This is a genomic window from Lactococcus sp. LG1267 (assembly GCF_017309545.1).
Taxonomy (GTDB): domain Bacteria; phylum Bacillota; class Bacilli; order Lactobacillales; family Streptococcaceae; genus Lactococcus; species Lactococcus petauri.
This window is the reverse complement of record NZ_CP071295.1, coordinates 835418-860663: the sequence shown is the minus strand read 5'-3', so window position 1 is coordinate 860663 and position 25246 is coordinate 835418. Positions and strand designations below refer to the sequence as shown.

Genomic DNA, 25246 nt, shown 5'->3' with positions numbered 1-25246 from the left:
ATTTATATCGCTTATAGTTAGTCTATAACAACATTACAGCTAAAGACAGTTATAACTTAGGCTTAAATTACTACTTAAATTACTATATATTGACAGTTCTTTGTCGACTTAGTTAATAGAAAAATTGCCATAAACAAGCTTTTTCTTGCTCTTTTACCACAGTTTCAAAGCATAAAGATATTAAAAATATAGGAGTCTTTTATGAAAAAAACACTGCCCATCGGAGAAATATATCGTTATTTTCGTACCTCTAAAAATTTCGCCCTTAAGGAAGCGGCGAAGGACTGCATCTCCACTTCCCAACTTTCTAATTTTGAAAATGGACGCAGTTATGTTTCTTGCATTGTTTTGCTCTATCTCTTGAATAATATAAATGTAGCACCTCACGAATTTTTCCATCATCTTAATACCCAACTCAATCCTTTGGACTGGTTTGAAGAACGTGATATGGCTCATCTAAACAGTAATACGCTCCATCTTCAAAAAATTATCCAAAAATATGAAAAATCACTTATACAAAGCTCATCTTCCACTCAAAGATTAAACTTGGATAAATTTCGCTTAGAGGCAACCATGAAGCAGATAGATCCCCATTATCACCTCTCTTCTAAAAGTCTTACTGTCATTAAACACTACTTAATTAACATCAAAATATGGGGCGAATATGAATTTGATTTGTTGAGTGACATAGCTGGATTTCTAGACTTAGGTACCTTATCAAAGTTTAGCCATAAAATACTCAAAACAGCACGATGCAGAAACATTCATCCTCTTACCCAAAAAGCTCAAATAAAAACTGGAATAATCTTCCTCGAGATTTTTATTAAAAATAGACAGAAATATTTAGCAGAAGAGTTACTTGATTTTATTGCTTCTTTAAACATTCCAGAAATCGATCTTTTTGAAAGAGTAAATTTCATATATCAAAAAGCGCATTTTGAAGTGGTTTTTGGAGATACGAGCGCTATAGAAACAATGAAAAAATGTCAATATATTTTTGAACGATGTGAATCCTATCAAATTGCTCTGAAACTTGAACAGGAAATTAAAAGCTTAGAGACTGTGGTAAAAACAAGATAAACGCTTCCTATAGCACTATCCTCTCTTGTTCACGAAACATAAAGCGATTATCAAGTTACAAAAATATAAGTGAAAATGGTATAATTAAGCCTACGAATAAGAAAAAAGCACCTATCCACATTTAAGTGAAGTGCCTTATAATTTAGCTCTCTTCCGGAGTTAAATGGTATAAATAAAGGAGGCAGAAAAACCCATGCTCAAAATACAAGATGTTTTAGAAATTCTGAAAAAAGACGAAAACTTTCACGAAATTGTCTTTAAAAAGGAATATTACTATAACTGGGAAGAAGATTTCACCTTCGATCAATTAAGCTATGATAGCCGAAACACTTCTGCATCAACCCTATTTTTTGCGAAAGGTCTAAATTTTAAAGCAGAATATCTAGAAAACATAGCAGCACCTTTCTACATTTCTGAAATAGATTATGAAGTGGAAATACCTGCAATCATTGTTTCAAATGTGAAGCATGCAATGAGTCTCTTAGCTCAATCATTTTATGATTATCCACAAAATGAACTCCAAATATTAGCTTTGACCGGAACAAAAGGAAAAACAACTTCTGCTTACTTCGCTAAATCAATCTTAGATGAAATGAACGGACAAAAAACAGCCTTACTTTCTACAGCAGAAACAACTCTTGATGGGAAAAATTTCTTCAAATCTGAGTTAACTACACCCGAAAGTCTTGACTTACTCAAAATGATGCGCCAAGCTGCGGATAATGGAATGACACACCTTGTGATGGAAGTAAGCTCACAAGCTTATAAAACTGAACGTGTCTATGCTATTAACTTCGATGTTGGTGTCTTCCTTAATATCTCTCCCGATCACATCGGACCTGTCGAACATCCTACACTTGAAGATTATTTTTACTGCAAGCGACAACTTTTACATCATTCCGGTTACTTTGTAGCCAACAGTGAAATGACCCATTTTAATGTAATTAAGCAAGAGTTAGCAGATCTTAAAATCCCGCATGATTTTTACGGTGAAAAATCTGACAATCAAATCATCGAATCTCATGCACACGATTTTACAACAAGTGGTAAAATAGCTGACCATTTTGACATTCGTTTACTTGGAAAATTTAACCAAGAAAACGCCTTAGCAACAGCTTTAGCAACCCAACATCTAGGAGCCACAATCGAACAAATTAAAAACGGCTTAGCAAAAGCCGTAGTACCTGGACGCATGGAGATGTTAACTACAAAAAATGGTGCAAGAATTTATGTTGATTACGCCCATAACGGTATTAGTTTGCAAAACTTAGTGTCTGTTGTTGAACCTCATCATAACGGTAAAATCGTCTTGGTTTTAGGAGCTACGGGTAATAAAGGTGAAAGTCGTCGTAAGGATTTTGGCCAAGTTATCGAAGCACACGAACGCTTAGAAGTCATTCTCACTCAAGATGATTCTAACCACGAAGATCCTAAAGCCATTGCTGATGAAATTGCAAGTTATGTTTCACGCTCCTGTGATTTTGAAGCAGATCGTGCAGAGGCAATAAAACAAGCCATTCAACGTGTGACAGATCAAAATGATGCTGTTATTATTGCTGGAAAGGGTGCAGACAAGTTCCAGTTAGTCAATGATAAACGTGAACCTTATCCTGGTGATAGAGCCGTAGCAGAAAAATTTATTTAAAAATTGCCTCATCGGCATTTTATGTTTTGGAATAAAAAAAAGCAGCCTAAGCTGCTATTTTTTATTTAGCATTATGTAATTCATCTTCAGAAAGTTCTGTTAATGAGGCATATTCTGCAGGGTAACGTTTTTTGTAGCGATTCATCATAAAGAAGGCTACCAAACCAAAGATAACTGGACCAGCAATCATTGATACAACTGTTTGGATTGTATCTCCAAGGACTGCAGAGCGTTCAGCAACTGGCAAAGCAAAGTAATCTGTGATAGGTTGGATTACTGTGAAGGCATTTGCAAAAGCAACAACAAGAAATGTTACCGTTACAGCCGCCATCGCTACACCTTTAGATTTATAAAGCGTAAATGGTTTTTCAATATTATCATTGAGTTTGAATTTTGCATAGGCAATAACGATAAAGAGGTAAGGCAATGTCATCGCAACGTTGGCCATGTTTGTCAAGATTGCAAAGAATTTCGCCGCTGCTTCTGCACCACCACCAAGGTTGATGAGCATGTTCAGCAAGATGATAACAAAGACAATTACGAATTGGATAACCATGGCAAATTTTGGCATACCTGATTCTTTATCAAGTTGTCCATAGCGACCAGGCCAAAGTTTATCTGGTGTACCAGAAATAATTTGTTTAACTGGGCTGTAGATCAATGTAAAGAAAGCACCCATTAATGAAAGCAACATTGCAAGACCCATGTAACGGGCAAGAATTGAACCGATAACTACCGCACCTGAATGACTCATACCAAAAGCAGCACCAAGCGCTTCACCAAGGTATTGCATTGTTACATAACCTGCATTACCAAGGTTAATTGTTCCAGCTTTTACGCCTTCGTAAAATGCACCGCCTGTTTGGTAATTCATGAAGAAACCAACACAGAGAATCATTACAGAATAACCGATTGCAATGATAAGCGCTGACGTTACAACACCACGAGGGAAATTTTTCTCAGGTTGGTCTGTTTCATCAACCAAACCACCAACTGCTTCAACACCACCATAAGCAAAGATAGCAAATACCATGAAGGCAATAAAGCCAATTGCAGAACTGTTATTGAAGTTAGGATTAAGGCTGGTTACAAAAGCTTCAGCAGTAATTGGCGTTGTTGGATGTCCATTAAGAATAAGGACTAAGAGTGCGCAAATCAAGAGAATCGCATTCAATGAAAGAACAGCAATACCACCAAGTGTAGCGAATTTTTTGACTGCATCCAAACCACGAAGTGCAAAGAAAGTGATTGCAGCAACCCAAATCATAGCAATGATTGAGAGAATCCATGGATCTGGCACATGAAGCGAGTTACCAAAAATCATGTTTGTGATTGGTACCATGATACCATTTGAAACGTTGACCATCCATACCAAATATGAAGCGTACCACATAAATGTTCCGACGAAGGCGAAAGTTGGACCAACTGCTTTCTCCATCCAAGAATAGATCCCACCTTTTTCTTCTTTGAAAGCTGAACCAAGTTCAGTTACCATGAAGGCAAAGGGCAGGAAGAAGAATAATCCACCCACGATATACCATGGAATTGCAGCATAACCCATCATGTAGAATGCACGTGGGATGTTGTTAAATCCATATACTGATGTGAAGATCATCAGGCATAAGCCGACAAGAGAAAGTTTCCCTTTTGCTTTATCAGACATCAAATGTCCTCCTTTTTTTATAATCAGATTGACTGATTGAAAATATTTGTAAATCAAGTAACTTAAAGTACTTGTATAATTACCATAAGTAAAGGCGAGTGGGAAGTTTGACCAGAACTCTCAACAGTGAGTTATATTGTCTTTTATAAAAGATAGAATAGAACAATCATAACTAGAATTCGTTATAATTGTGCGACAATTCTAAGAAAAACCTAAAACAGGTCGCCCAAAGGCGACTTGTTTATTGGTTTATTTAATTAAGAAAAGTAAATTCTCTCGAAAAAATCACTGTTGGAAAGCTATTCCTCCCAACCTTAAGAACTATTTTAGCTTATTATGCTTTATTTTTCAACTTTATTATTGAGTTTAAGCATTTCGAGCAGTACATCTACCGCTTTTTCCATTGTTTGTAAGCTTACAAACTCGAAACGCCCGTGCATGTTTTCACCACCGGCAAAGATGTTTGGTGTTGGCAAGCCCATAAATGAAATCTTAGAACCATCTGTCCCACCGCGAACAGGTTCGATTTTTGGCTCGATATCCAAGTTTTTCATTGCTTCTTCGGCTAAATCAATGATTGACATGTCTTTCTCAATAACTTGAGCCATGTTGTAATATTGATCTTTGATTGTGGCTTTTACGCGTTCAGAGCCAAGTTCAGCATTCATTTTATCAGCAATTTCTTGCATCAAGGCTTTGCGCTCATTAAATTTATCTTCTGCATGGTCACGAATAATATATTGTGCGCGTGCTTCTTCGACAGTTCCGTCTAATTTCAAAAGGTGGAAGAAACCTTCACGTCCTTCTGTTTTTTCGGGACGATCAAATTCTGGCAATTGCGCATGGTAATCCATTGCTAATTGCAAAGCGTTAACCATTGTATTTTTGGCTGTACCTGGGTGAACATTTTTACCTTGAAACTCTAAAACAGCACCGGCAGCTGAGAATGTTTCGTATTCTAATTCACCAAGGGGTCCACCGTCAACTGTATAAGCAAAGTCAACATTGAAATCTTCAACATCAAAACGGTCAGCCCCTGTACCGATTTCTTCGTCTGGACCAAAACCAATACGGATTTCACCATGTTCAAAATCAGGATTGATATTGATTAAATAATCAGCCAAAGTCATGATTTCAGCAATACCAGACTTGTCATCAGCCCCCAAAAGTGTTGTACCATCTGTATGAATCAAAGTTTGACCTTTGTAGTTTTTCAAGTTTGGGAATTCTGCTGGATCAAGACTGAAACCAGAATCACCAAGTTTAATCACAGACTCTCCATCATAGTTCTCAAGAATTTGCGGATTGATACCTTCTGCATTAAAGTCTGCTGTATCCATGTGAGAAATCAGACCGATTTTACGGACATTTTTGTCTGTAGTTGCTGGGATAGTCCCTACAACATAACCGTTTGATTCAAGATAGTGTACATCTTGAATACCAATTTCGCGCATCTCATCTGCCATTTTATGAGCAAAATCAACAAGAGCAGGAACAGATGGTACAGTTGTTGAATTTTCATCTGAACGTGTGTTTACTTTAACATAATCAAGGAAACGGGGTAACAATTTTTCGTATTTCATTTTTATCCTCCTATGGAAATGAAGTTCTTTAATACCTTTGTTTGTTGGATTTGGGCAGAGATGAAGTCTTGAGGAGAATCATAATGAATTTCTTCAAGTTGAAGTGTATCGTCAAACGCAAGATTTGACGTAAACTCTCGTTCACCTACTGCGGAGATGTAGCCATATTTTTCTAAGGCTCTGATGAAAATATCTGGACGTGCTTTGACAATATCTTTACGCGTAAATTTGAGCAAAAAACTGGTCATGTATTTCAGAGCATACTCTGGATCAACATCGCCCATAAGATGATATACTTCTTGTTCAAGTATTGTAAGCGGTAAGTGATGCGCCACCTTGTAAAAATAGTTAAATAAGCTATCTGTGGTCAAATCATACCGACTTGAAAAATGTAGCGTGATTGTATTGGTTTTATTTTGAAGTTTTTGCTGGACAATAGACTGCTCCAGTCTCTGCTCCACTTGACTTCCAACTGCCACAAAAAATGGTTTCTCATAGATATTAACAGCTACAGGCATTGTTTTTGAAGAAAGATCAAAGTCAGCATCAGTAAAAACTTTAAAATTATTGCCATAACGTTTATCCTTGCGCCAGATAAAACCAGCAGCAATAAAGCTATCAAGCTGGCGATCTAAGTTTTTCTCTTGTTCAAAAACTTTATGAATTTGGCGTAAGGTTACCTCTTCATGCACGTGCAGGTAATTAATCAGTTTTAAGAAAAAAGGCTGACAAGTCAGCCTATTTTCATTAAAAACGCGAATAGGCATTATTTGTTAAACTCTTCAGTAAGTTGTGGTACAACTTGCTTTTTACGTGAAACGGCACCAGCTAAGAAAGCATGGTCGTCTTCTAACGTAAAGTGGAAAGCTGCTTCAACTTTATCTTTGTGGCTACCGATTTCGACAATTTCTGAGTTAGAATTTACGATATCTGTAATCATGAAGACAAAGTCATCATAATGTTCAACTTCCATTGCTTTCTTGATGGCTACTTTGACATCGTGTAAGCGTGAAAGTACATCTTGAATTTCAACTGTATTTACCTGAGCGATACGGATACGACTGCCATTAAGTTCAAATGTTTTTGCATCAATATCAATGAGTTCATCTGCTGACTTGTTGTCCAAGTTTGTGCCAGCTTTAAGCATAGCCATACCATATTCTTGGAGATCAACACCAGCAATTTTTGCCAATTCTTCTGCAACTTTATGGTCAGTTGCATGTGTTGTTGGTGATTTCAAAAGCAAGGTATCTGAAATCAAACCTGAAAGCAAGAGACCTGCTACTTCACGGGGAATCTCAACACCCGCTTCAAGGAATTTGCGGTAAACAATTGAAGAAGCTGAGCCAACAGGTTCAATTGTCATGAACAAAGGAGAAGCAGTATTGAAGTTAGCCACACGGTGGTGGTCCACCACACCAAAGATATTTAATGAAGCAATATCTGCGATTGATTGTTGGAACTCATTGTGATCCGTCAAGATAACTGTATCCACGCCTTCAGCTGCTGCTGATGTTACAACACGTGGTGCTTCTACACCAAAATAGTCCAACGCAAATTGCGTTTCTTCATTAGGTGTACCTAATGCAACACACTCTGTATTCAAAGCGCCAACTGGACGATGGTTGCTCAAATATGAGAAACCATAAGATGATGCGATTGCGTCTGTATCTGGTTTTTGATGACCAAAGACAAAAATTTTATCTGACATTTCTTTTACCTCATTTATATATTTATATTCACTTCATTATATCAAAAAAAGAGGATTTACGCACGCTTTCAATCTATTACTGGAAGTGTTCTTGCCTTAATCTTGGCACCGAAAAAACTTGAAAGCCAAATGCGGCCTTCAAGTTCTATCTAATTCTCTCTAAATATTCTTGATAAGTTTCTGTACCCATGATTGATTTTGCATTGGACACACGTTCTTTTGTCGGCGGTTTAACACCTGCAAGTGGATATTTCCAGCCTAGTTCGCGCCATTTGAATTCTCCCATCGTATGGTAAGGTAAGATTTCAAATTTTAGCACATTATCCAAGGTTTTAACAAATTCCCCTAGCTTTTCTAAATCTTCATCAATATCCGTTTCACCTGGTACAAGCACGTGACGGATCCACATGGCTTGCCCCTTATCAGAAAGGTAGCGGGCAAATTCTAAAATATTTTCATTAGGGTGTCCCGTCAAGGCCTTATGACGTTTTGAATCAATTTCTTTCAAGTCCAGTAAAACAAGATCTGTGACTTCAAGAAGTTCATCAATACGAGAGGTGATATATTCATCTGTTCTAAATGGCCGTGCTGAAGTGTCTAATGTGGTATGGATACCCAAACTTTTAGCGTATTGGAAAAGAGCGATGACGAAGTCAATTTGCAACATGGCTTCCCCACCAGATACAGTGATACCTCCTTTTTCGCCCCAAAAACCACGGAAACGAAGTGCTTCGTCCATCACATCTTCTACCGTACGTGTCGTTGCTTTTTCGTTTTTCAACGCCCAAGTATCTGGGTTATGACAATATTTGCAGCGCATTTGACAACCTTGCATAAAAACAATGAAACGTACTCCTGGACCATCTACAGATCCAAAGGATTCGGTAGAGTGAATCAGGCCGGTTACTTTTTTGGCTTCTTCAATATATGTATCAGTCATAAGCTTTTCCTCTTCTTCAGTATGCTTTTATCATACCTCAAATCTCTCTTATTATCAAATCCTTTTCTAGGCTCTTAATTTTCCATCATCAAACAGGTTAACCACAAAAGTAATCACGCAGAGAAGCAAGGCCAAGAAGAAAACATTATGCAAAGCTCCAAGAACGATTTGTTCTAATTGACCATGAATTTTCTCGGGAACGACTACGTTGGAAGCTGTACTAATAAATTCGTTGACATTCTTAAAGCTGACTTCTGGAAATTTACTGAGCCCCGCATTGATACCTAAGGAAAAAGCTAGCCCCAATATCCCGGTCATCATTGCCTGACCCAAAGTTCGTCCTAGCACAACGAGAGAACTTGCTTGACCAACCATTTCAGCAGGAACCATTTTTTGTGCCAAAAGTGTCGTTGTTGAAAGTATAACCCCCATCACACTTCCTGTAAAAGCAGAAATAATGTAAAAACCTTCGATTGGGAAAGCAACACTTGAAAGAACCAAGGGAATGTAGACAAGGATAAGAATACCCACTAAAACGGCATAAAGTCTCTTCGGCGCAAAACGTCGTAAAAGAAAACCAACAAAGAAACTGGTTACCATCCAAAACAATGATGTAGGTGTTAATGCAAGACCTGCAACAAAGGCTGGAACGCGGTAAATGGCTTGTAGCCAAATAGGAAAATAAATATTGAAAGCAATCAAGCAGCCACTTAAAAGCATTGAAATAATAATCTGAATACTGAAAGTCCTTGTTTTAAACATTTCTAAATTAAATAAAGGATCGACTGCTTTTTTCTCTGTACGAATAAAAATGATGCTGGCCGCAACAATCAAGAAGAGGAGCACAACTTCTAATAGCCAATTGATTGTGGAAGCTGACATTTCTTGAAACATCAGTAATAATGAAACTAAAAGTACAGATAGAGAGACAATACCTGCCCAGTCCATCGGTTGTTTTGCTGTTTTTTCGTGTACATCCTTATAACCAAAAATTGTAAGTAAAAGTGTGATCAATCCCAAGGGCACATTGATGAAGAAAACCCAGTGCCAGCCCAACGTATCAACAATCCATCCGCCAAGCAACGGGCCTACTAAAGCCGAAATCGCCCAAGCTGTATTATTCAACGCCATAATTTTTGCACGCTCTTCAAAATCAAATAAATCAGCAATAATTGTGAAGGTTAAAGGCATCACAGCTCCTGCACCGATACCTTGAATCGCTCGAAAAATAATGAGGAACAGCATGTTGGGGGCAATACCACAAAGTATCGAACCAATCACAAAAGAGACAAGTCCAAAGATAAAAATATTTTTTCGCCCCAGATTATCCGCAAGTTTTCCATAGATTGGTGTTGCAATAGCCGAAATAAGTAAATAAATAGCAAATACCCAGCTTTGGAGTTCTAGTCCTTTCAACTGAGAAATGATGGTTGGCATAGCTGTGGTCACAATCGTAACCTCAACAGATGTCATAAATGTTGCAATAAAAATAGCTATAACAATAGCCAAATGTTCTTTTCTTTTCATATTCCCTCCTCTGTTCTATATCTTCATTTCTTTTACATTTTATCATAGTTTTTTTCAGAAAGTCAGGACAGTAAAATAAAAAGATAGATTAATTTTAATCTATCTTTTACTTTTATTCAGGAAGCTCTACATCGAACTCCACACGAAGTTTTAATATACGATTTCCATCTACTTCCAGACTTGTGAGTGAGAAATGATCTTCTAAGTTGTCAATCTTACACATCACTTGTTGTCCTTTTTCTGGAATTTGTCCTGTTTCTGAGAGGAAGAAACCAGCCATTGTGTCTACATCCTTGTTGACCAAATGTGTGCCAAACTCGTCATTAAAGTCATTGATGGTCATTTTACCTTGAACCACATACATGTTCTCACCGATCTTATGAACTTCTGCTTCTGCAATATCCGTTTCGTCTTCAATCTCTCCGACGATTTCTTCAATCAAATCTTCAAGTGTGACGATACCTTCAACGCCCCCATATTCATTCAGCAAAATAGCCATTTGATTTTGGGTGTTACGCATCTGGAGCATCAAGTCATCCACAAAGACTGTTTCAGGAACAAAGAGTGGTTCTTGCAACATCTCACGGAAATCAATGTTATCAAAACCGTCAGCAAAGCCTCGAGCTAAGATACGTTTGGTGTGAATAATCCCTAAGATGTTGTCTTTATCATCATCATAAACAGGCACACGAGAGTATGACTCGCTGAGCATTTTCTCAATATTTTCACGCGGATCATCATTGATATCAATCATGAAGGCATCCGTACGTGGAACCATAATTTCACGTGCTACAAGTTCATCAAGACTGAAAACACCTGTAATCATTTCACGTTCAGAATCATCTAAGGCCGTTTCATCCGTGTGCACGAGATACTCAATCTCATCACGTGTCATGTCATCATCACTGCTGTCAAACTTGATTGGGAAAATTCTTGCCAGCCCATTAATCGTAATGGTCAACAACCAAATGAAAGGTTTTAAAACTACACCAATCGCCATCAAGGGACGAACCATTTTCAAAGCTGCTTTTTCTTTAAGAGCCTGAGCGATACGTTTAGGGAAAAGCTCACCAAATACAATCGTAAAGAAAGTCAAAATAACCAAGATAATGATTTTACTTAAGGTTTGGGCAAAGCTTGTATCACCAAACAACGGTGCCAGCTGTGCAGCTAATGTATCAGCCAAACTTGCCCCCGCTACGATATTCAAGAAGGTAATCCCAACTTGAACGGTGGACAGGAAGTGTGTCGGATTATCGATTACACTAAGCAAATATTGATACTGCTCATCGCCTTCACTCGCCTTTTGCTCTACACGCGATCGCGATAGAGAAACGAGTGCCATCTCACTTGCTGAGAAGAATGCATTCAAAGCAGTAAGAAAAACAAGTAATAAAATCTGTAAAATTATCGAGGTGCTCTCGGGGTCAGGGTGTGCCATTTTTACTCCTATTTTTTAGTAATATGAAAACTATTATATCATAGTTTAATCGTTTTGAAATATTTTTTTCTTTTCTTGCTCACGATGATTATGCCATAAGCCAGCAAGGAACTTCACAATTTCTTTAACTAATGAGTAGACAGGTACGGCAATAATCATACCTAGAATCCCATATAAACTTCCTGAAACCAACATCAAAACCATAACCGTCACAGGGTGAACGCGCACAGCATTCCCCACGATTTTAGGATAAACAAGGTTCCCGTCAATCTGTTGTAGGATTAAAACATAAGCGACAGCGAGTACAGCTGTCCAAGGTTGAGTAAATGCCAAAGTAAAAATTACCGGCAAAACTCCGATATAGGGTCCTGCATAAGGAATTAAGTTGGTAATAGCCGAAAAGCTGGCAAACAAGAAGGCGTAAGGAATGCCGAACAACATGTAACCTACAAAGACAAAGATGAAAACCAAAAGCGAGTCCAAAGCCACGCCCGAAATATAACGAGAAATTGTGGCATTCATCTTCTCGAGGAGCTCAACAAAACCAAGTGGATCTTCACGAAAAATTGTACGTTTTAAAGAAGGAAGTAATTTTTCACCATCTTTTAGCATATAGTAAAGTAGGATAGGAACTAAGATAGCAACCATAACCACAGAGGAAATGATACTTACGATGCTTCCAACACTGTCCGTTAAATTTTTAAGCAAATTATTCAGAATATCAGTATAAGATAAATTAATATTACTAATCATGCCATTAATGTCCAGCTGACGGTAAATGTGAGCAAAACGTGGATCATTTTGTAAAGATTCAATCCAATGACGAAACTCAGGAAATGCTTTCGTACTGGCATCAATCAAGCTACTTAACTGCGAAACGATATTAGGGATGATAGACGCAATACTCCAAACCACAAGCCCAAGCAAAGTAATCAAAACAATCAAAATCGCAAAGAAACGTTTAATTTTCCAACGGGTTTCCATATAAGTCACTACGGGTTTGAAGATGTAGTAAAGAAAACCCGCGATGATGAAGGGAATAAAGAGCAGGGCCAAAAGAGTTTTGACCGGTTGGAAGAGAAATTCCAGTTGCATGAGCATAAAAATAAGCAGGGTCGCTGCTAAAATTTCTACTGTCCAAAAAAATAATCTACTGTTTTTAAACATAATATCCTACTAATAAGGGCAAACGAAGCCCTTTCTTTTTTTTTAAAGCTATTTATATTATAATTGAAATAAGATTTTTACGCAAATTCAAGATTTCGGGAGGAAATTTATGCAAATCAAGCAAACCCGTGACACCATGTCGGAAATATACTGTGATGCATTACGTATTCGTAATACGGTTTTTGTAAAGGAGCAAGGTGTTCCTTTTGATTTAGAAGTTGGCAGTCCTATTGATGAGGCACATTCCGTGCACTTTGTAGGTTACGAGGATGGTAAAGCCTTAGCGACTGTTCGTCTTTTGGTGGATAGCGAAGATAAGAAACATGCTGTGGTCCAACGAATGGCTGTTCTAAAAGAGGAACGTGGCAAAGGTTATGCAAATGTCCTATTACAAAGTCTTCTTGATTTTTGCAATCAAGCAGGAATTACCCTTTTAACTTTGCATGCACAACTTAGCGCCAAAGGCCTCTATGAAAAATTCGGCTTTCAAGCGCAAGGCAAAACCTTTACAGAAGCTGGAATCGAACATGTTACCATGTCTTTTGAAATTAAATAAAAAAATAAGCGCTCACCTATTCACCGTTGGAGAGCGCTTTCCTTTATTTATATGCATTATATTAGCAATTCCTTAAACAAAACTAAACCTCCTTGCTTCAAGCAAGGAGATTTTTTACTCTTATTTTTAACTCCGGCAAGACCTGTGCCTCAAACCATGGATTTTTCCGTAACCAAATATTATTACGTGGTGAAGGATGCACAAGTGGAAAATATTCCGGTAGATAATTCTCAAAATCACGTACAACATCAGTAATACGTGTTTTCTTCGGCACATTAAGATAGTAAGGAATCGCGTAAGAACCAATGAGGACAATAAGCTCCAACTGCGGCATTTCTTTAATCAATAAAGGATGCCATTTTTCCGCAAAGCCTTTACGGGGCGGTAAATCACCAGATTTTCCTTTACCTGGAAAGTAAAAGTCCATAGGCAAGATGGCGAGCTTAGATGAGCTGTAAAATTCTTCATAAGAAATCCCTAGCCATTCACGAAGACGATCCCCGGAAGGATCATTCCAAAAAAGACGACTCTCCTGTGCTCGAATCCCCGGTGCCTGACCTACGATAAGGATTTTTGCTTCCTGGTGTGCAGAGTAGAGCGGGTCAATACCTTGTGCAGTATACAAAGTATTTTGCGGATCTTCTTTTATGGCTTGAAAAATTTTTGACAGCTTATCCATTTATTCTCCTTCTTTGAGAGGAAGTAGAGCATCAGCTAATCGTGCGAATTCTGGTATTGAAAGTGCTTCGGCACGAATGGTAGGCGAAATATCCGCCTGGGCCAAAAGTTCAGTTATTTCTGGTTTTTTATCCTTACCAAAAGCAGATTGTAAGTTGTTCATCAAGGTTTTACGACGGTGAACAAAGGTTGAGTGCATGGTTTTAAAGAAGAAATCTTCATCCTTCACAGCAACCAAAGGCTGCTCGCGGCGTGTCATCTTCAATATAGCTGAATCTACATTAGGCGCTGGAACAAAAACTGTGCGCGGCACAGTGAAAGCGACTTGTGCTTCCATATAATATTGCACCGCTATCGAAAGCGAGCCATAAGCCTTTGTGCTTGGTTTAGCTGCAATACGATCCGCAACCTCTTTTTGCATCATCACTACAAACTCAGTAAAGGGAATCTTAGATTCAATCAAGTGCATGAGAATTGGTGTTGTAATGTAATAAGGAAGATTTGCTACGACTTTTATAGGCAAGTCAGGATTTTTGAAATTCTTGATGTGCTCACGCATATCAACTTTCAAAACATCAGCATTTACAAGTTGAAAGTTATCATACGGCGCCAAAGTTTCTTCCAAAATTGGAATCAAAGTTTTGTCAATTTCAAAAGCCATTACTTCTGCTGCCTCTTCAAGTAAATACTGTGTGAGTGAACCAATACCTGGTCCAATCTCAATCACGTTTACTTGATCTGAAAGGTCAGCAGTTGCCGTAATTTTTGTCAAAATATTATGGTCCGTCAAAAAGTTTTGACCAAATTTTTTCTTAAAGTTAAAGTCATGCCGACGAAGAATATCCTGTGTGCGAATGACATTTGAGATACGATCTATATTTGAAGTTGTCATAGCTTTATTATAGCAGAAAAGCCGACGAACTGCTTTTAAAGAAAAAACAGAAATCAAAGAATTTCCGTTTTTTTCTTTTTATAACCGTAAATGCAAATAAGCTAAGCAAAACATACTTTTTCTCCTTAACTTTAGCTTGTGAGCCACGAATAATATTTTAGGAAGCCCAACATCTCACTCCACAAGCTCTAAGGCTACTTTACCTAAAGCAAAATTCCCAAGGGTTGCGGAGCCATTTTCCGAAACACTCGGCAGTCGCAAATATTCATCTATCGGACATGGGAGAGCAACGTAATGATTCAGAAGTTTCACAAATTCTTTTTGAACATATGCGAGCATATTGGGCTGCTCCATAATCCCACCGCCTAGTATAATAGCATCAGGTGCTAATGTTAAAGTTGCATTAAGCACGCCTTGCGCGATATAGTAGGCCAAGATTTCCCACTCAGGGCTGTCTGCAGGAAGTTCTTCACCCGAAATCCCTGTTCTGGCTTCAAGACTTGGACCTGAAGCCAGTCCTTCCAAACAATCACCATGAAACGGACAAATACCTTTAAAATAAAGATCGTTTGGATGACGTTTAACCATTTGATGGCCCATTTCAGCATGGCTTGTAGCACCAATAAAGTGACCGCCTTGAATAGCGCCGCCGCCAATCCCTGTACCAATAGTAAAGTAGACTAGATTTTCAAGAGCAGTATTCATCATTTCACCATAAGCCGATGCATTTACATCAGTAGTAAAAGCTATGGGAACATGAAGCGCGTCTTCTAAAAGTCCAACCAAATCCGTATTTGCCCAACCAGCCTTAGGTGTTGAAGTAATAAAGCCGTAAGTTTTACTTTTACTGTTAATATCGATAGGACCAAACGATCCTAAGCCAATTGCCGCAACATTTTTTGATTTAAAGTAATCGACGGTAGCAGCAATTGTTTCCTCGGGTGTTGTGGTAGATATTCTAATTTTATCTACAAGCTCGAACTGCTCATCCGCAACGGCGAGCACAAATTTTGTCCCACCAGCTTCTATAGATCCATAATACATTGTCAACTTCTACTCCTTTTCTTCAAATTAATGAAAGAATTTTTTCCTGTTTTACTACTTCTGCATATTCCTTTAACACTAAAATATCGTTATAATCAGACGAATTTGTAATCATCATCATTACCATATCCTCTAACCCAGCTTCCTTGATAGTCTTTCTGTTAAATGTTCCAAGCAAGTCACCTTTTTTAACTTTTTGGCCTGCCTTCACATTTTGGCTAAACCCTTTGCCCTTCATCGTGACCGTATCAATACCAATGTGAATCAAGATTTCTGCTCCACTTTCGGTTTTCATACCATAGGCATGACCCGTTTCGTAAGCAATCACAATTTCTCCATCTGCTGGCGCAAAGACATGATCATCTGCAGGTTGGATAGCGACACCTTTGCCCATTTTTTCTGTGGAGAATACAGGATCATTGACCTGCGAGAGTGGAAAAGCTGTGCCATTGATTGGTACGAAAATTGCTTCCTTTTCAGAGTTTTCTATATCTTGCATTTCAGAAGTGGGCTTCTCTACCTGAGGCTCCTCAATTTTTTTGTTTTCAACTTGTCGTCCGTAAATCAAAGTAACAATGAATGCAAGGATAAAGCTAATCAAAATAGCGAACATAAACTGCAGATTGTAGCCTGCTTTAATGGAGATAAAGCCAATCAAACCGGCAGAACCTAGGCTTACACCCAGCACATGAAAAAGCCCCATAAATAATGAACCAACAGCGGAAGCACCAAGTGCAATAAAGAATGGATATTTAAGTTTTAGGTTGACCCCAAAGAGAGCAGGCTCAGTTATCCCTAAAAGGGCGGAAAAACCAGCTGGAGCTGCGAGCGCCTTTGTTTTAATATTTTTTGTCAAGAAGAAGATCGCGAAGGTTGCACCTGCTTGTGCCATATTGGCTGCGGCTGCAACCGGAAAAATAAAGTCCCCACCAATACCCGAATGCTGATAGTTAGTGATAAGCATGGTTTCAATTGCTGAAAAGCTTTGGTGTAAACCTGTCAAAACAATCAGTGAGTAAAAGCCGCCAAATATGAACATTCCTAAGGCACCTAAGGTGTCATAAAGGCCAACCAAGCCATCTGTTAAACCATTTGATACAAAACGAAGTGCAGGACCAATTATGGTAAAAGTGAGAAATCCTGTAATAATTACCGAAAGCAATGGTGTGAAAGTGAAGTCAACTGCGTTGTTCAAATGTTTATGGAAAAAGTTTTCCAGCTTTGCAAGGACAAAAGATACCCCAATAACAGGAAGTACTTGACCTTGATAACCTGCCTGAGCAACATTTAAACCAAATATATTCCAGTAGGTCATTTCATTGTTTGCAATAGCTGTGGCCACCGCATAACCATTGACAAGCGATGGCATCACCATAATCATCCCGATAACCGCACCAAGATAGGGATTTCCTCCGAAACGTTTGGTAGCCGAAAATCCTATAAGAACAGGCATAAAGGCAAATGGTGCTGCACTCATAGCATTGACAATGTCTGCAAATCCTTTCCAAGCTGGAAACATTTCAACAACTGATTTTGCTGCAAAAAGATTCTCAGCGGTAAGAGCGTTATTGAGTGCCATCAATAAACCACCTGCAACAAGAGCGGGAATCAAAGGAACAAAGATATCTGAAAGAAGTTTGACTAATGCCATCACAGGATTTGGTTTGCTTTGGCTGTTTACAATCTCTTTTAAATCAGCTGTCGACGCCTCTTTTACTCCTGTAAGTTTGACAAATCCCTCATAGACTTTATTGACATCACCAGGTCCCACAATGATTTGATATTGTCCCGCCGTCTCAAAAGTTCCTTTGAGATCTGGGTCATTGTCTAAGGCTTCTTGATGAATCAATGAGCTGTCTTTCAGTACAAGGCGCAAGCGGGTTGCGCAATGTGCTGCTGCTTGAATATTCTCTTCTCCCACAGCAGAAATAATCCGTTCAGCAACTTGTTTGTGGTTCATAGTTTTCTCCTAAAATTTATTTTGGTGTCGCTTACATAACACATTTAATCACTTTACAAAAAATATGTCAAGCGTTTAACACAAAATAAAACATAACTTAAAATAATCAAGTTTATAAATTGACTTTTACATGAAAAACGTTTATCATAAAAATAAAATATGACGATAAGGAAATACAAGAAATGACATGGACTACCACTGAACGATACCGTGCTTATGAAAGCTATTCTGAGGATGAATTAAAGACCTTACGCGAACGTGTTGCTCAATCCCCTTGGCCCTCAACTTTTCATATTGAGCCAGAAACCGGTCTTCTCAATGACCCCAATGGTTTTTCATTTTTTAATGGCAAATGGCATCTCTTTTACCAACATTTTCCATTTGGCGCTGTGCATGGTTTGAAGTCATGGGTACATTTGACTTCTACAGATTTGGTGCACTTTGAAAAATCAGGACTCATTCTCTACCCTGATACGAAATTTGAGAACGCTGGTGCTTTTTCTGGTTCTGCTTTTCCTCTTGATGATGCACTTTTTATCATGTACACAGGAAATCATCGTAAAGAGGATTGGACACGCATACCTTATCAACTTGGTGCTAAGTTGGATAAAGAAAATCAGCTAGAAAAGTTGCCAGAGCCTATAATCTATCCCAATTTCTCAGAAACAACTGATCACTTTCGAGATCCACAAATTTTTCAACACCAAAAGAAACACTATATGCTGATTGGTGCACAATCTGTCGCCGAAGAAGGAAAAATAAAGATTTATCGCTCTAAAAATGAGCAATTAACAGCTTGGGAGGACTTAGGATTTTTGAATTTTACTTCAGAAAAGATGGGCTATATGATCGAATGTCCCAATCTTATCTTTATAAATAACACACCGGTCCTCATCTTCTGCCCCCAAGGCTTGGATCAATCAATCTGCTCTTATGGCAATATTTATCCCAATACCTATCTTATTGCCGATTCTTTTTCTGTTGATAAAGAAGTCCGGTTAATGGGCGACAATAGGATAGAAAATCTTGATTATGGCTTTGACTGTTATGCCACACAGGCTTTTAATGCTCCTGACGGCTCTGCTTATGCTATTTCTTGGTTAGGTTTACCAGATACAACTTATCCGACAGATCAGTTTGGCGTGCAAGGCGCCTTGTCTATGGTCAAAAAACTAAGTGTTAAAGACGGAAAGCTTTATCAAACTCCTGTAGATGAAATGAAAACTCTACGCAAAAAGAAAAAAGAGTTTTTACTCAAAGAAGAGCTGATTTCGACTCATAATGTTTTTGAAATGGAAATTGACCTCAAGTCTGAAGAATCACACCATTTGAATATCATGGCAAACGCTTCTCATGAAAGTGCACTGGAAATCCATATTGACAAGGAAAATGATTGTTTCACGGTTAAAAGAAATTATGAAAAAAGGACAGTAAATGTTAAAATAGAAAAAGTTAATCTATTTATAGATAAATCTATTTTTGAAATTTTTATTAATGATGGAGAGAAAGTCTTATCGGGGCGTGTATTTCCTAACAAAGAACAGTATTTTATACAAAGTGAAAAACCGATAAATATTAAAATGTGGGAACTGAATTAGTGGTTAAACTTGAAGATGTTGCAAAAAAAGCGGGTGTAAGTTTGACAACCGCTTCGCGTGTGATTAATAACAAAGGGTACTTAAGCGACACAACTATTGCTAAGGTTGAGGCCGCAATGCGTGACTTACATTATGTCCCAAATGCTGCAGCCCGCTCTTTACAAGGGAAATCTTTAAAATTAATTGGACTCGTTTTTCCTAATATCCAGAATGTATTCTATGCAGAATTAATCGAAAAAATTGAACAGGCGCTCTTTCGAAGAGGTTATAAAGCCATGCTGGCAACAACTGAGCACGACGAAAGGAAAGAAAGAGATTATTTAACTTTACTTCTTTCTAACCAAGTGGATGGCATCATTTATGGAAGTCATAATTTAAGTACTAACGATTATACTGCAATCCACGCACCTATCGTATCTTTTGACCGCATCCTCACTGCACAAACTACTATCGTTAGTTCAGATAATTTGCAAGGCGGTCGTTTAGCAACAGAAACTTTGATAAAAAACGGGAACAAAAAAATTGCTATTTTTACCGGCAGTGACAATACTAATTCGCCCACGCGCCTCAGACGCGAAGGCTATCTCTCTGTGATGAAAAAGCATGACTTAGAACCTCATGTGATTAAAATCCCAACAAGTTTAACTTTTCTGAATAAAAAAGAAGAAATCAAGAGAATTTTAAAAAAATCTGACTTTGACGGGATTTTCTGCACAGATGACTTAACAGCACTTCTTGTGAAAAATCTAGCGGCGGCAATGAACAAAGATATAAGTATCATTGGCTTTGACGGCACAGAGTTTATCAGGGAATATCATCCAGACTTGACGACAGTGAAGCAACCCATTACAGATTTGGCGGAGCTTTTAGTCGACTTAGTTATTCGTAAAATCCAAGGAGAAACAGTCGAAAACTCATATAAACTTCCTATAACTTTACATCAAGGACGAAAGCCTTTCGAAGAAGAATAAAAAAAGCGAAAACCAATCGGTTTTCGCTTTTTTATTCTAACTTTCTTTATCTTACTTTCAAGATCTCAAACCACGACCACGTTCAATAAAGTAATAGCAAACGGCATAGAGAGCAATGACAAAACCAAGTAGCACAAGCAAGCTAATCCACAGGGCAACATCTTGCACACCTAAAAAGCCATAACGGAAACCTGAAATCATATATACGATCGGGTTGACTTTCGAAATGTCCTGCCAAATTGGGGGTAACATAGAGATAGCATAGAAGACACCACCGAGATAAGTCAAAGGTTGTAAGACAAATGTTGGCACGATCGAAACATCATCAAAAGAACGCGCAAAGACACCATTAAGAAGCCCAGCCAAGGAAAAGAGGAAAGCCGTCAACAACAGAGTTACAATAATTACGAGCCAAGACTTCACAACTAAAGGAACAAAAAGCAACGAAATGATAGTCACTAACGTCCCAACGAAAATACCTCGAAGACTTCCGCCGGCCACAAAGCCTAAAATAATCACATGTGTAGGCACTGGAGCGACGAGTAATTCTTCAATATTTTTTTGAAATTTTTGCGAAAAGAAACTCGAAGAAACGTTCGCATAAGAGCTAGTAATAACAGACATCATGATAAGTCCGGGCACGATAAATTGCATATAAGAAAAGCCATGCATATCACCGATTCGTGAACCAATCATTTTACCAAAGATAATAAAATAAAGTGTGGTCGTAATCACTGGTGGCACAAGAGTTTGCACCCAAATACGCATAAAACGTGTGACTTCCTTAATAGCAAGAGATTTTCCTGCGGTCCAGTAGAGTTTAAACATTTTTTTCCTCCTCATGAGTAAGCTTAACAAAAAGCTCTTCTAGACGATTTGATTTATTGCGCATGGAAAGAACTTGAATGCCTTGGGCAGTCAGTTGCTCAAAAGCAGCATTGATGCCCTGATTGCGTTCAATCTTAAGCTCCAAGGTCTGGGAATCCACCAATTTCATCTCATATCCAATAAGCTCTGGTGCTTGCCCTTCCGCTTTAATATCGAGAATAAATGTTTCCGACTGTAATTTCGATAGTAAGTTTTTCATACTTGTATCTTCAATCACTTGTCCAGACTGGATAATTCCAATATTTCGGCAAAGCATTTCTGCTTCTTCCAAATAGTGTGTCGTCAGAATAATTGTTGTACCTGAAGCATTGAGTTGTGCGAGAAATTCCCACATTGAGCGGCGCACATCAATATCAACACCCGCTGTTGGCTCATCCAAAATCAAGAGCTTAGGCTCATGCATCAAGGCACGCGCAATCATCAAACGACGTTTCATCCCACCAGAAAGACGTCCTGCACGATCATTACGCTTTTCCCAAAGTTCCAACTGTGTGAGATATTTTTCTGAGCGTTTGAGCGCTTCCTTACGAGGTACACCATAGTATCCGGCTTGATTGACTAAGATTTGTTGAACCGTTTCAAACTGATTAAAGTTAAACTCTTGGGGCACAAGTCCGAGTTGTTGCTTAGCCTGCACTAGATTTTTATCAATATCATAGTCAAAGACTTTAACTGTTCCAGACGTTTTATTCACGAGTGAAGTAATAATACCGATAGTAGTTGATTTCCCTGCCCCATTAGGACCAAGCAAGGCATAAAAATCTCCTTCTTCAACTGCTAAATCAATACCTTTTAAGGCTTCCGTACCGGAATCATATACTTTTCTTAAGTTTTTTATTTCAAGTGCTTTTTTCATTTATAGCCCTTCATTATTTCTTCTATTTGTTGAAGCTCAATCCCAAACATGTTAAGTCTTTTGAGGATTTGCTTGCCATTAGCATAACCTATGCGGAGTTCTTCACAGAGATATTCCCGACGTTGGCGACTATCAGAGCGGAGGACAAGACCAAAGTTAATAAGATCTGCTTGAACCACAGTCGGCTCGATATTCGCGCCTCCTGTCAAGTGTCCCAAAGCTTTTTGCAAATCTTCATACTTGGCATGTTCTACTCCGAGAGAACCTTTACCTTTAGGTCGTGCTTCTTCACGTTTCAAAAAGGCATGCTGCGCCTCAGGAATAGCTTGCATAATAATCTTACGGATGCGTTCCCCTTGAAAATCTGGATCAGTAAAAACAACAAGCCCTCGTTTCTCTTGGAGGACCTTTAACCGCTCGATATCAGTCGCGTCTATACTACTTCCACCAGTTTCATAGGTATCCAGATCATAAAAGCGCTTCAGGTTTCTTGTGTCATCTCGCCCTTCAACGACGATAACTTTTTCGATTTTTTCTTTCATGAGGTCAAACCAAAAACTTTCAGTGCATTTGCATAGGTTTGCTCAGCCACTTCTTCCAAGCTAAGTCCACGAAGTTCCGCAATTTTCTCTGCTGTATAACGTGTGTAGCCTGGCTGATTTTCCTTACCGCGATAAGGCATTGGTGAAAGATAAGGGGCATCAGTTTCCACAAGTATGCGATCTAAAGGAAGCTTTGTAGCTGCTTCTTGGACATCAAGAGCCTTTTTAAATGTCACAACACCTGAGAAAGAAAGCATTAGACCAAGCTCCAGAAACTGTCGGGCCTCTTCATAGGTACCAGAAAAGCTGTGCATGATTCCTCCACGAGAGCCAACGCCTTCAGACTTTATAATTTCATAAGTATCAGCTAAAGCATCACGTGTGTGTACCACAAAAGGAACATCTGCTTCTTTTGAAATTTGAATTTGGCGCCGAAAACTTTGTTCTTGCAGTTCTTTTGATTCGACCATCCAATGATAATCTAAGCCAATTTCGCCCACTGCAAGCACCTTATTTTTTTGCAAATTTTCCAGCAGATACTGCTCTGCAGCTTGATCAAAGCTTCCACATTCATCTGGATGCCAACCAATCGTAGCATAGCATTCTTCATGTTCTGTAGCAAGCTTTATCGCCCAATCATTTGTTTTACGATCCACTCCGACAATATTCATGCGATGAACCCCTAGCTCATGTGCCTGAGTAATAATTTCCTTTTCTCTACCAATAAATTCATCTGAATTGAGGTGTGTGTGCGTGTCAAAAATATCCATTCTTCTATTATAACCCAAAATAAAGCAAATCTTATCTTAGAAAAACCGCTCTATTTTAAAAAGAAAATTTTCCTTTACTAAAAGCATGCAGCAAAAAACACCCGCTCGGGGTGTTTATAATAATTGCATTTGCTTTTAGATGGCATTGCGCAAACGAGCGCCGCCATTTTCTAAAATACGTACTGTACGCGGTAAAAAAGCACGGATTTCTTCTTCGTTGTATCCCACATGTAGACGTTTTTCATCCATAATGATTGGACGGCGCATGATTTGCGGATTTTCTGAAATGATTTTGATGGCTGCTGAAAGCGACAAGTCTTCAAAATCAACGCCTAAGGTCTTCACAAAGCGATTACGGCTAGAAATAAGCCCTTCCACACCATCATCACACTTTTCAAGAATACGACTAATTTCTTCTGCTGAAAGTGGGTCGCCAATGAGGTTACGTTCTTGAAATGGAATATTGTGATAAGTAAGCCAAGTTTTAGCTTTTTTACAACTCGTACAAGATGGGGCCGTATAAATAGTAAGCATCCCTCTCTCCTTTATATTAATATGGAACAATCCATGATCTTATTTATAATACCTAGCGGTATTAGCATTTGCTATTATAGCACAATTGACAGACAAAAAAAAGACCCTTTCCCTTTTTATTCTAAAAAAATCTGTCCTATTGGACAGATTAAAAAAAGTATTTAAATGTTATAATACTGGCGTTTTAACATAGATGGATAAATGTTCTTTGCTTCTTCCAGTTCTTTTTTCTTATTCTCAATATCTTCCGTAATTTCGACCGAAAAATTTTCAAAAATAGGACGTGCTTCTTTGAAAATATAGCCGCCATTTTTCAAATCTTGTTCATCTTCGAAAACAGCCAAATGGTGGGATAGATTTTTAAAGAAAGTACTTAAGAAATAAGCGGGGATGTACAAATTATACATTGAAGTATAATTTTTCAAAAAATTATAGTCGTAAAACGGCACTTTTACATCACTACGGGGATTAACGATTTCTTCATCATCTCCAATAATCGGACGGTTCAAGATTTCGATAATTTTTTGATTCAAGGTGTTTCTGACTTCAATTTCGCGTAAAAGTTTCTCAATGGCTAAGCGCTTCTTATAGCGATTTTCGTCAAAACGTTTGTAGATATACATGCCCGCAATAAAAAGCCAAGCACCCGCAATCATAGCAATAATCATAGAAATAATAAGTTCTGAATTCATACTATTATTATAACAAAATGACTAATGTTTTAAAACTCATTTCTCCAGAATTTATATAGCTAAGCTGTTATTTCGATCTTATTTCCCTCAGGATCGAGAATAACGGCTTCATAATAGCCATCGCCAGTTCTCCGTGGTCCAGATAAAACTTCAAAACCTTGTTCTAAAAATTCTTGAGCCCGCTTGTCTACCTCGGCTTCATCTCCCACCTGTAAAGCAAGATGAGCAAAACCCAGACCTTCAGGCATTATCTTTTCAATATCTGCACGATGCATGAGCTCTACACGTGCCCCTTCTTCAAAACTCATAAAATAGGAAGTAAAGCCTGTTTTAGAGTTGTGATATTGCTGACCCGCCCTTGCAGAAAAAAAGGTTTCATAAAAATTCCTCATCTTCCCTAAGTCTCTTACCCAAATTCCGATATGTTCAACTTTCATCTTTTTATCTCCTTGACTCTATTATAATATACTCCGACAGATAAAAGTGTTCCTTTCTTTGAAACATTTTA

General features: G+C 38.3%; 24 protein-coding genes. 5 read left to right on the top strand and 19 right to left on the bottom strand.

Annotated elements, in window-relative coordinates; all coding sequences use genetic code 11:
• Window positions 1-201 precede the first annotated feature (201 nt).
• Together J0J33_RS04285 and J0J33_RS04280 are read left to right on the top strand one after the other, a co-directional pair.
• Entirely contained in the window at window positions 202-1080 is an 879-nt protein-coding gene (locus J0J33_RS04285; RefSeq protein ID WP_019292417.1) for a helix-turn-helix domain-containing protein, read from the top strand.
• Between the two features lie 193 nt (window positions 1081-1273).
• A complete protein-coding gene (locus tag J0J33_RS04280) occupies window positions 1274-2725 on the top strand; it encodes a UDP-N-acetylmuramoyl-L-alanyl-D-glutamate--L-lysine ligase (RefSeq protein WP_206888267.1) in 1452 nt (483 codons plus the stop codon).
• 61 nt (window positions 2726-2786) lie between these two features.
• On the opposite strand, the gene yjeM is transcribed toward J0J33_RS04280, so the two are convergent.
• From yjeM to J0J33_RS04240, 8 genes are all read right to left on the bottom strand, one after another.
• Window positions 2787-4388 carry a glutamate/gamma-aminobutyrate family transporter YjeM gene (gene yjeM, locus J0J33_RS04275; protein ID WP_019292419.1) on the bottom strand — a complete coding sequence of 534 codons (1602 nt, stop codon included), beginning with the start codon at window positions 4386-4388 and terminating at the stop codon, window positions 2787-2789.
• A gap of 341 nt (window positions 4389-4729) precedes the next feature.
• Complete coding sequence (pepT, locus tag J0J33_RS04270) at window positions 4730-5971, bottom strand: peptidase T (protein ID WP_019292420.1); 1242 nt, start codon at window positions 5969-5971, stop codon at window positions 4730-4732.
• 2 nt (window positions 5972-5973) lie between these two features.
• A complete protein-coding gene (locus J0J33_RS04265; RefSeq protein WP_198494950.1) occupies window positions 5974-6738 on the bottom strand; it encodes a DUF1803 domain-containing protein in 765 nt (254 codons plus the stop codon).
• On the bottom strand, window positions 6738-7682 hold the full coding sequence (locus J0J33_RS04260; RefSeq protein ID WP_014024319.1) for a manganese-dependent inorganic pyrophosphatase: 945 nt from the start codon (window positions 7680-7682) through the stop codon (window positions 6738-6740). Before J0J33_RS04260 ends, J0J33_RS04265 begins: the two co-directional genes overlap by 1 nt.
• Window positions 7683-7827: 145 nt before the next feature.
• The gene (gene pflA, locus J0J33_RS04255; RefSeq protein ID WP_019292422.1) at window positions 7828-8622 is read right to left on the bottom strand and encodes a pyruvate formate-lyase-activating protein; all 795 of its coding nucleotides are present in this window, start codon (window positions 8620-8622) and stop codon (window positions 7828-7830) included.
• Window positions 8623-8688: 66 nt separating this feature from the next.
• Complete coding sequence (locus tag J0J33_RS04250; protein ID WP_019292423.1) at window positions 8689-10149, bottom strand: DHA2 family efflux MFS transporter permease subunit; 1461 nt, start codon at window positions 10147-10149, stop codon at window positions 8689-8691.
• Window positions 10150-10261: 112 nt separating this feature from the next.
• Window positions 10262-11590: a hemolysin family protein gene (locus J0J33_RS04245; RefSeq protein WP_004259258.1), complete on the bottom strand. Its 1329-nt coding sequence runs from the start codon at window positions 11588-11590 to the stop codon at window positions 10262-10264.
• 45 nt (window positions 11591-11635) lie between these two features.
• Window positions 11636-12757 (bottom strand): AI-2E family transporter, encoded by a 1122-nt coding sequence (locus J0J33_RS04240; RefSeq protein WP_206921791.1) that lies wholly within the window; start codon window positions 12755-12757, stop codon window positions 11636-11638.
• A 109-nt stretch (window positions 12758-12866) separates the two neighbouring features.
• Here J0J33_RS04240 and J0J33_RS04235 point away from each other — a divergent pair, with 109 nt between their 5' ends.
• Window positions 12867-13313: a GNAT family N-acetyltransferase gene (locus tag J0J33_RS04235; RefSeq protein ID WP_019293329.1), complete on the top strand. Its 447-nt coding sequence runs from the start codon at window positions 12867-12869 to the stop codon at window positions 13311-13313.
• A gap of 97 nt (window positions 13314-13410) precedes the next feature.
• Here the strand turns inward: J0J33_RS04235 and J0J33_RS04230 are convergent, their stop codons facing one another.
• The 4 genes from J0J33_RS04230 to J0J33_RS04215 all read right to left on the bottom strand — a co-directional run bounded on the left by J0J33_RS04230 (window position 13411) and on the right by J0J33_RS04215 (window position 17887).
• Window positions 13411-13992 (bottom strand): uracil-DNA glycosylase family protein, encoded by a 582-nt coding sequence (locus tag J0J33_RS04230; protein ID WP_019293328.1) that lies wholly within the window; start codon window positions 13990-13992, stop codon window positions 13411-13413.
• Window positions 13993-14883, bottom strand: a complete 891-nt coding sequence (rsmA, locus tag J0J33_RS04225) for a 16S rRNA (adenine(1518)-N(6)/adenine(1519)-N(6))-dimethyltransferase RsmA (RefSeq protein ID WP_029345685.1) — start codon at window positions 14881-14883, stop codon at window positions 13993-13995.
• A gap of 174 nt (window positions 14884-15057) precedes the next feature.
• A complete protein-coding gene (gene scrK, locus J0J33_RS04220) occupies window positions 15058-15933 on the bottom strand; it encodes a fructokinase ScrK (RefSeq protein ID WP_165706421.1) in 876 nt (291 codons plus the stop codon).
• A gap of 16 nt (window positions 15934-15949) precedes the next feature.
• Entirely contained in the window at window positions 15950-17887 is a 1938-nt protein-coding gene (locus J0J33_RS04215) for a sucrose-specific PTS transporter subunit IIBC (RefSeq protein WP_206888262.1), read from the bottom strand.
• A gap of 182 nt (window positions 17888-18069) precedes the next feature.
• Between J0J33_RS04215 and J0J33_RS04210 the strand changes: the two genes are divergently transcribed.
• The gene (locus tag J0J33_RS04210) at window positions 18070-19485 is read left to right on the top strand and encodes a sucrose-6-phosphate hydrolase (protein ID WP_206888259.1); all 1416 of its coding nucleotides are present in this window, start codon (window positions 18070-18072) and stop codon (window positions 19483-19485) included.
• Window positions 19485-20456: a LacI family DNA-binding transcriptional regulator gene (locus J0J33_RS04205; RefSeq protein WP_019292431.1), complete on the top strand. Its 972-nt coding sequence runs from the start codon at window positions 19485-19487 to the stop codon at window positions 20454-20456. Before J0J33_RS04210 ends, J0J33_RS04205 begins: the two co-directional genes overlap by 1 nt.
• A 57-nt stretch (window positions 20457-20513) precedes the next feature.
• Here the strand turns inward: J0J33_RS04205 and J0J33_RS04200 are convergent, their stop codons facing one another.
• The 7 genes from J0J33_RS04200 to J0J33_RS04170 form a co-directional block, all read right to left on the bottom strand.
• A complete protein-coding gene (locus tag J0J33_RS04200) occupies window positions 20514-21284 on the bottom strand; it encodes an ABC transporter permease (protein ID WP_019292654.1) in 771 nt (256 codons plus the stop codon).
• Complete coding sequence (locus J0J33_RS04195; protein WP_206888255.1) at window positions 21277-22200, bottom strand: ABC transporter ATP-binding protein; 924 nt, start codon at window positions 22198-22200, stop codon at window positions 21277-21279. Before J0J33_RS04195 ends, J0J33_RS04200 begins: the two co-directional genes overlap by 8 nt.
• Window positions 22197-22742: a ribonuclease M5 gene (gene rnmV, locus J0J33_RS04190; protein WP_019292656.1), complete on the bottom strand. Its 546-nt coding sequence runs from the start codon at window positions 22740-22742 to the stop codon at window positions 22197-22199. Before rnmV ends, J0J33_RS04195 begins: the two co-directional genes overlap by 4 nt.
• Window positions 22739-23512 (bottom strand): TatD family hydrolase, encoded by a 774-nt coding sequence (locus tag J0J33_RS04185; protein ID WP_019294145.1) that lies wholly within the window; start codon window positions 23510-23512, stop codon window positions 22739-22741. The genes rnmV and J0J33_RS04185 overlap by 4 nt, the downstream gene beginning before the upstream one ends.
• Window positions 23513-23647: 135 nt before the next feature.
• The gene (gene spx, locus J0J33_RS04180; protein WP_003134024.1) at window positions 23648-24046 is read right to left on the bottom strand and encodes a transcriptional regulator Spx; all 399 of its coding nucleotides are present in this window, start codon (window positions 24044-24046) and stop codon (window positions 23648-23650) included.
• 161 nt (window positions 24047-24207) lie between these two features.
• The gene (locus tag J0J33_RS04175; RefSeq protein WP_019292658.1) at window positions 24208-24738 is read right to left on the bottom strand and encodes a hypothetical protein; all 531 of its coding nucleotides are present in this window, start codon (window positions 24736-24738) and stop codon (window positions 24208-24210) included.
• A gap of 59 nt (window positions 24739-24797) precedes the next feature.
• Entirely contained in the window at window positions 24798-25175 is a 378-nt protein-coding gene (locus J0J33_RS04170; RefSeq protein ID WP_019294146.1) for a VOC family protein, read from the bottom strand.
• Between the last annotated feature and the right edge of the window lie 71 nt (window positions 25176-25246).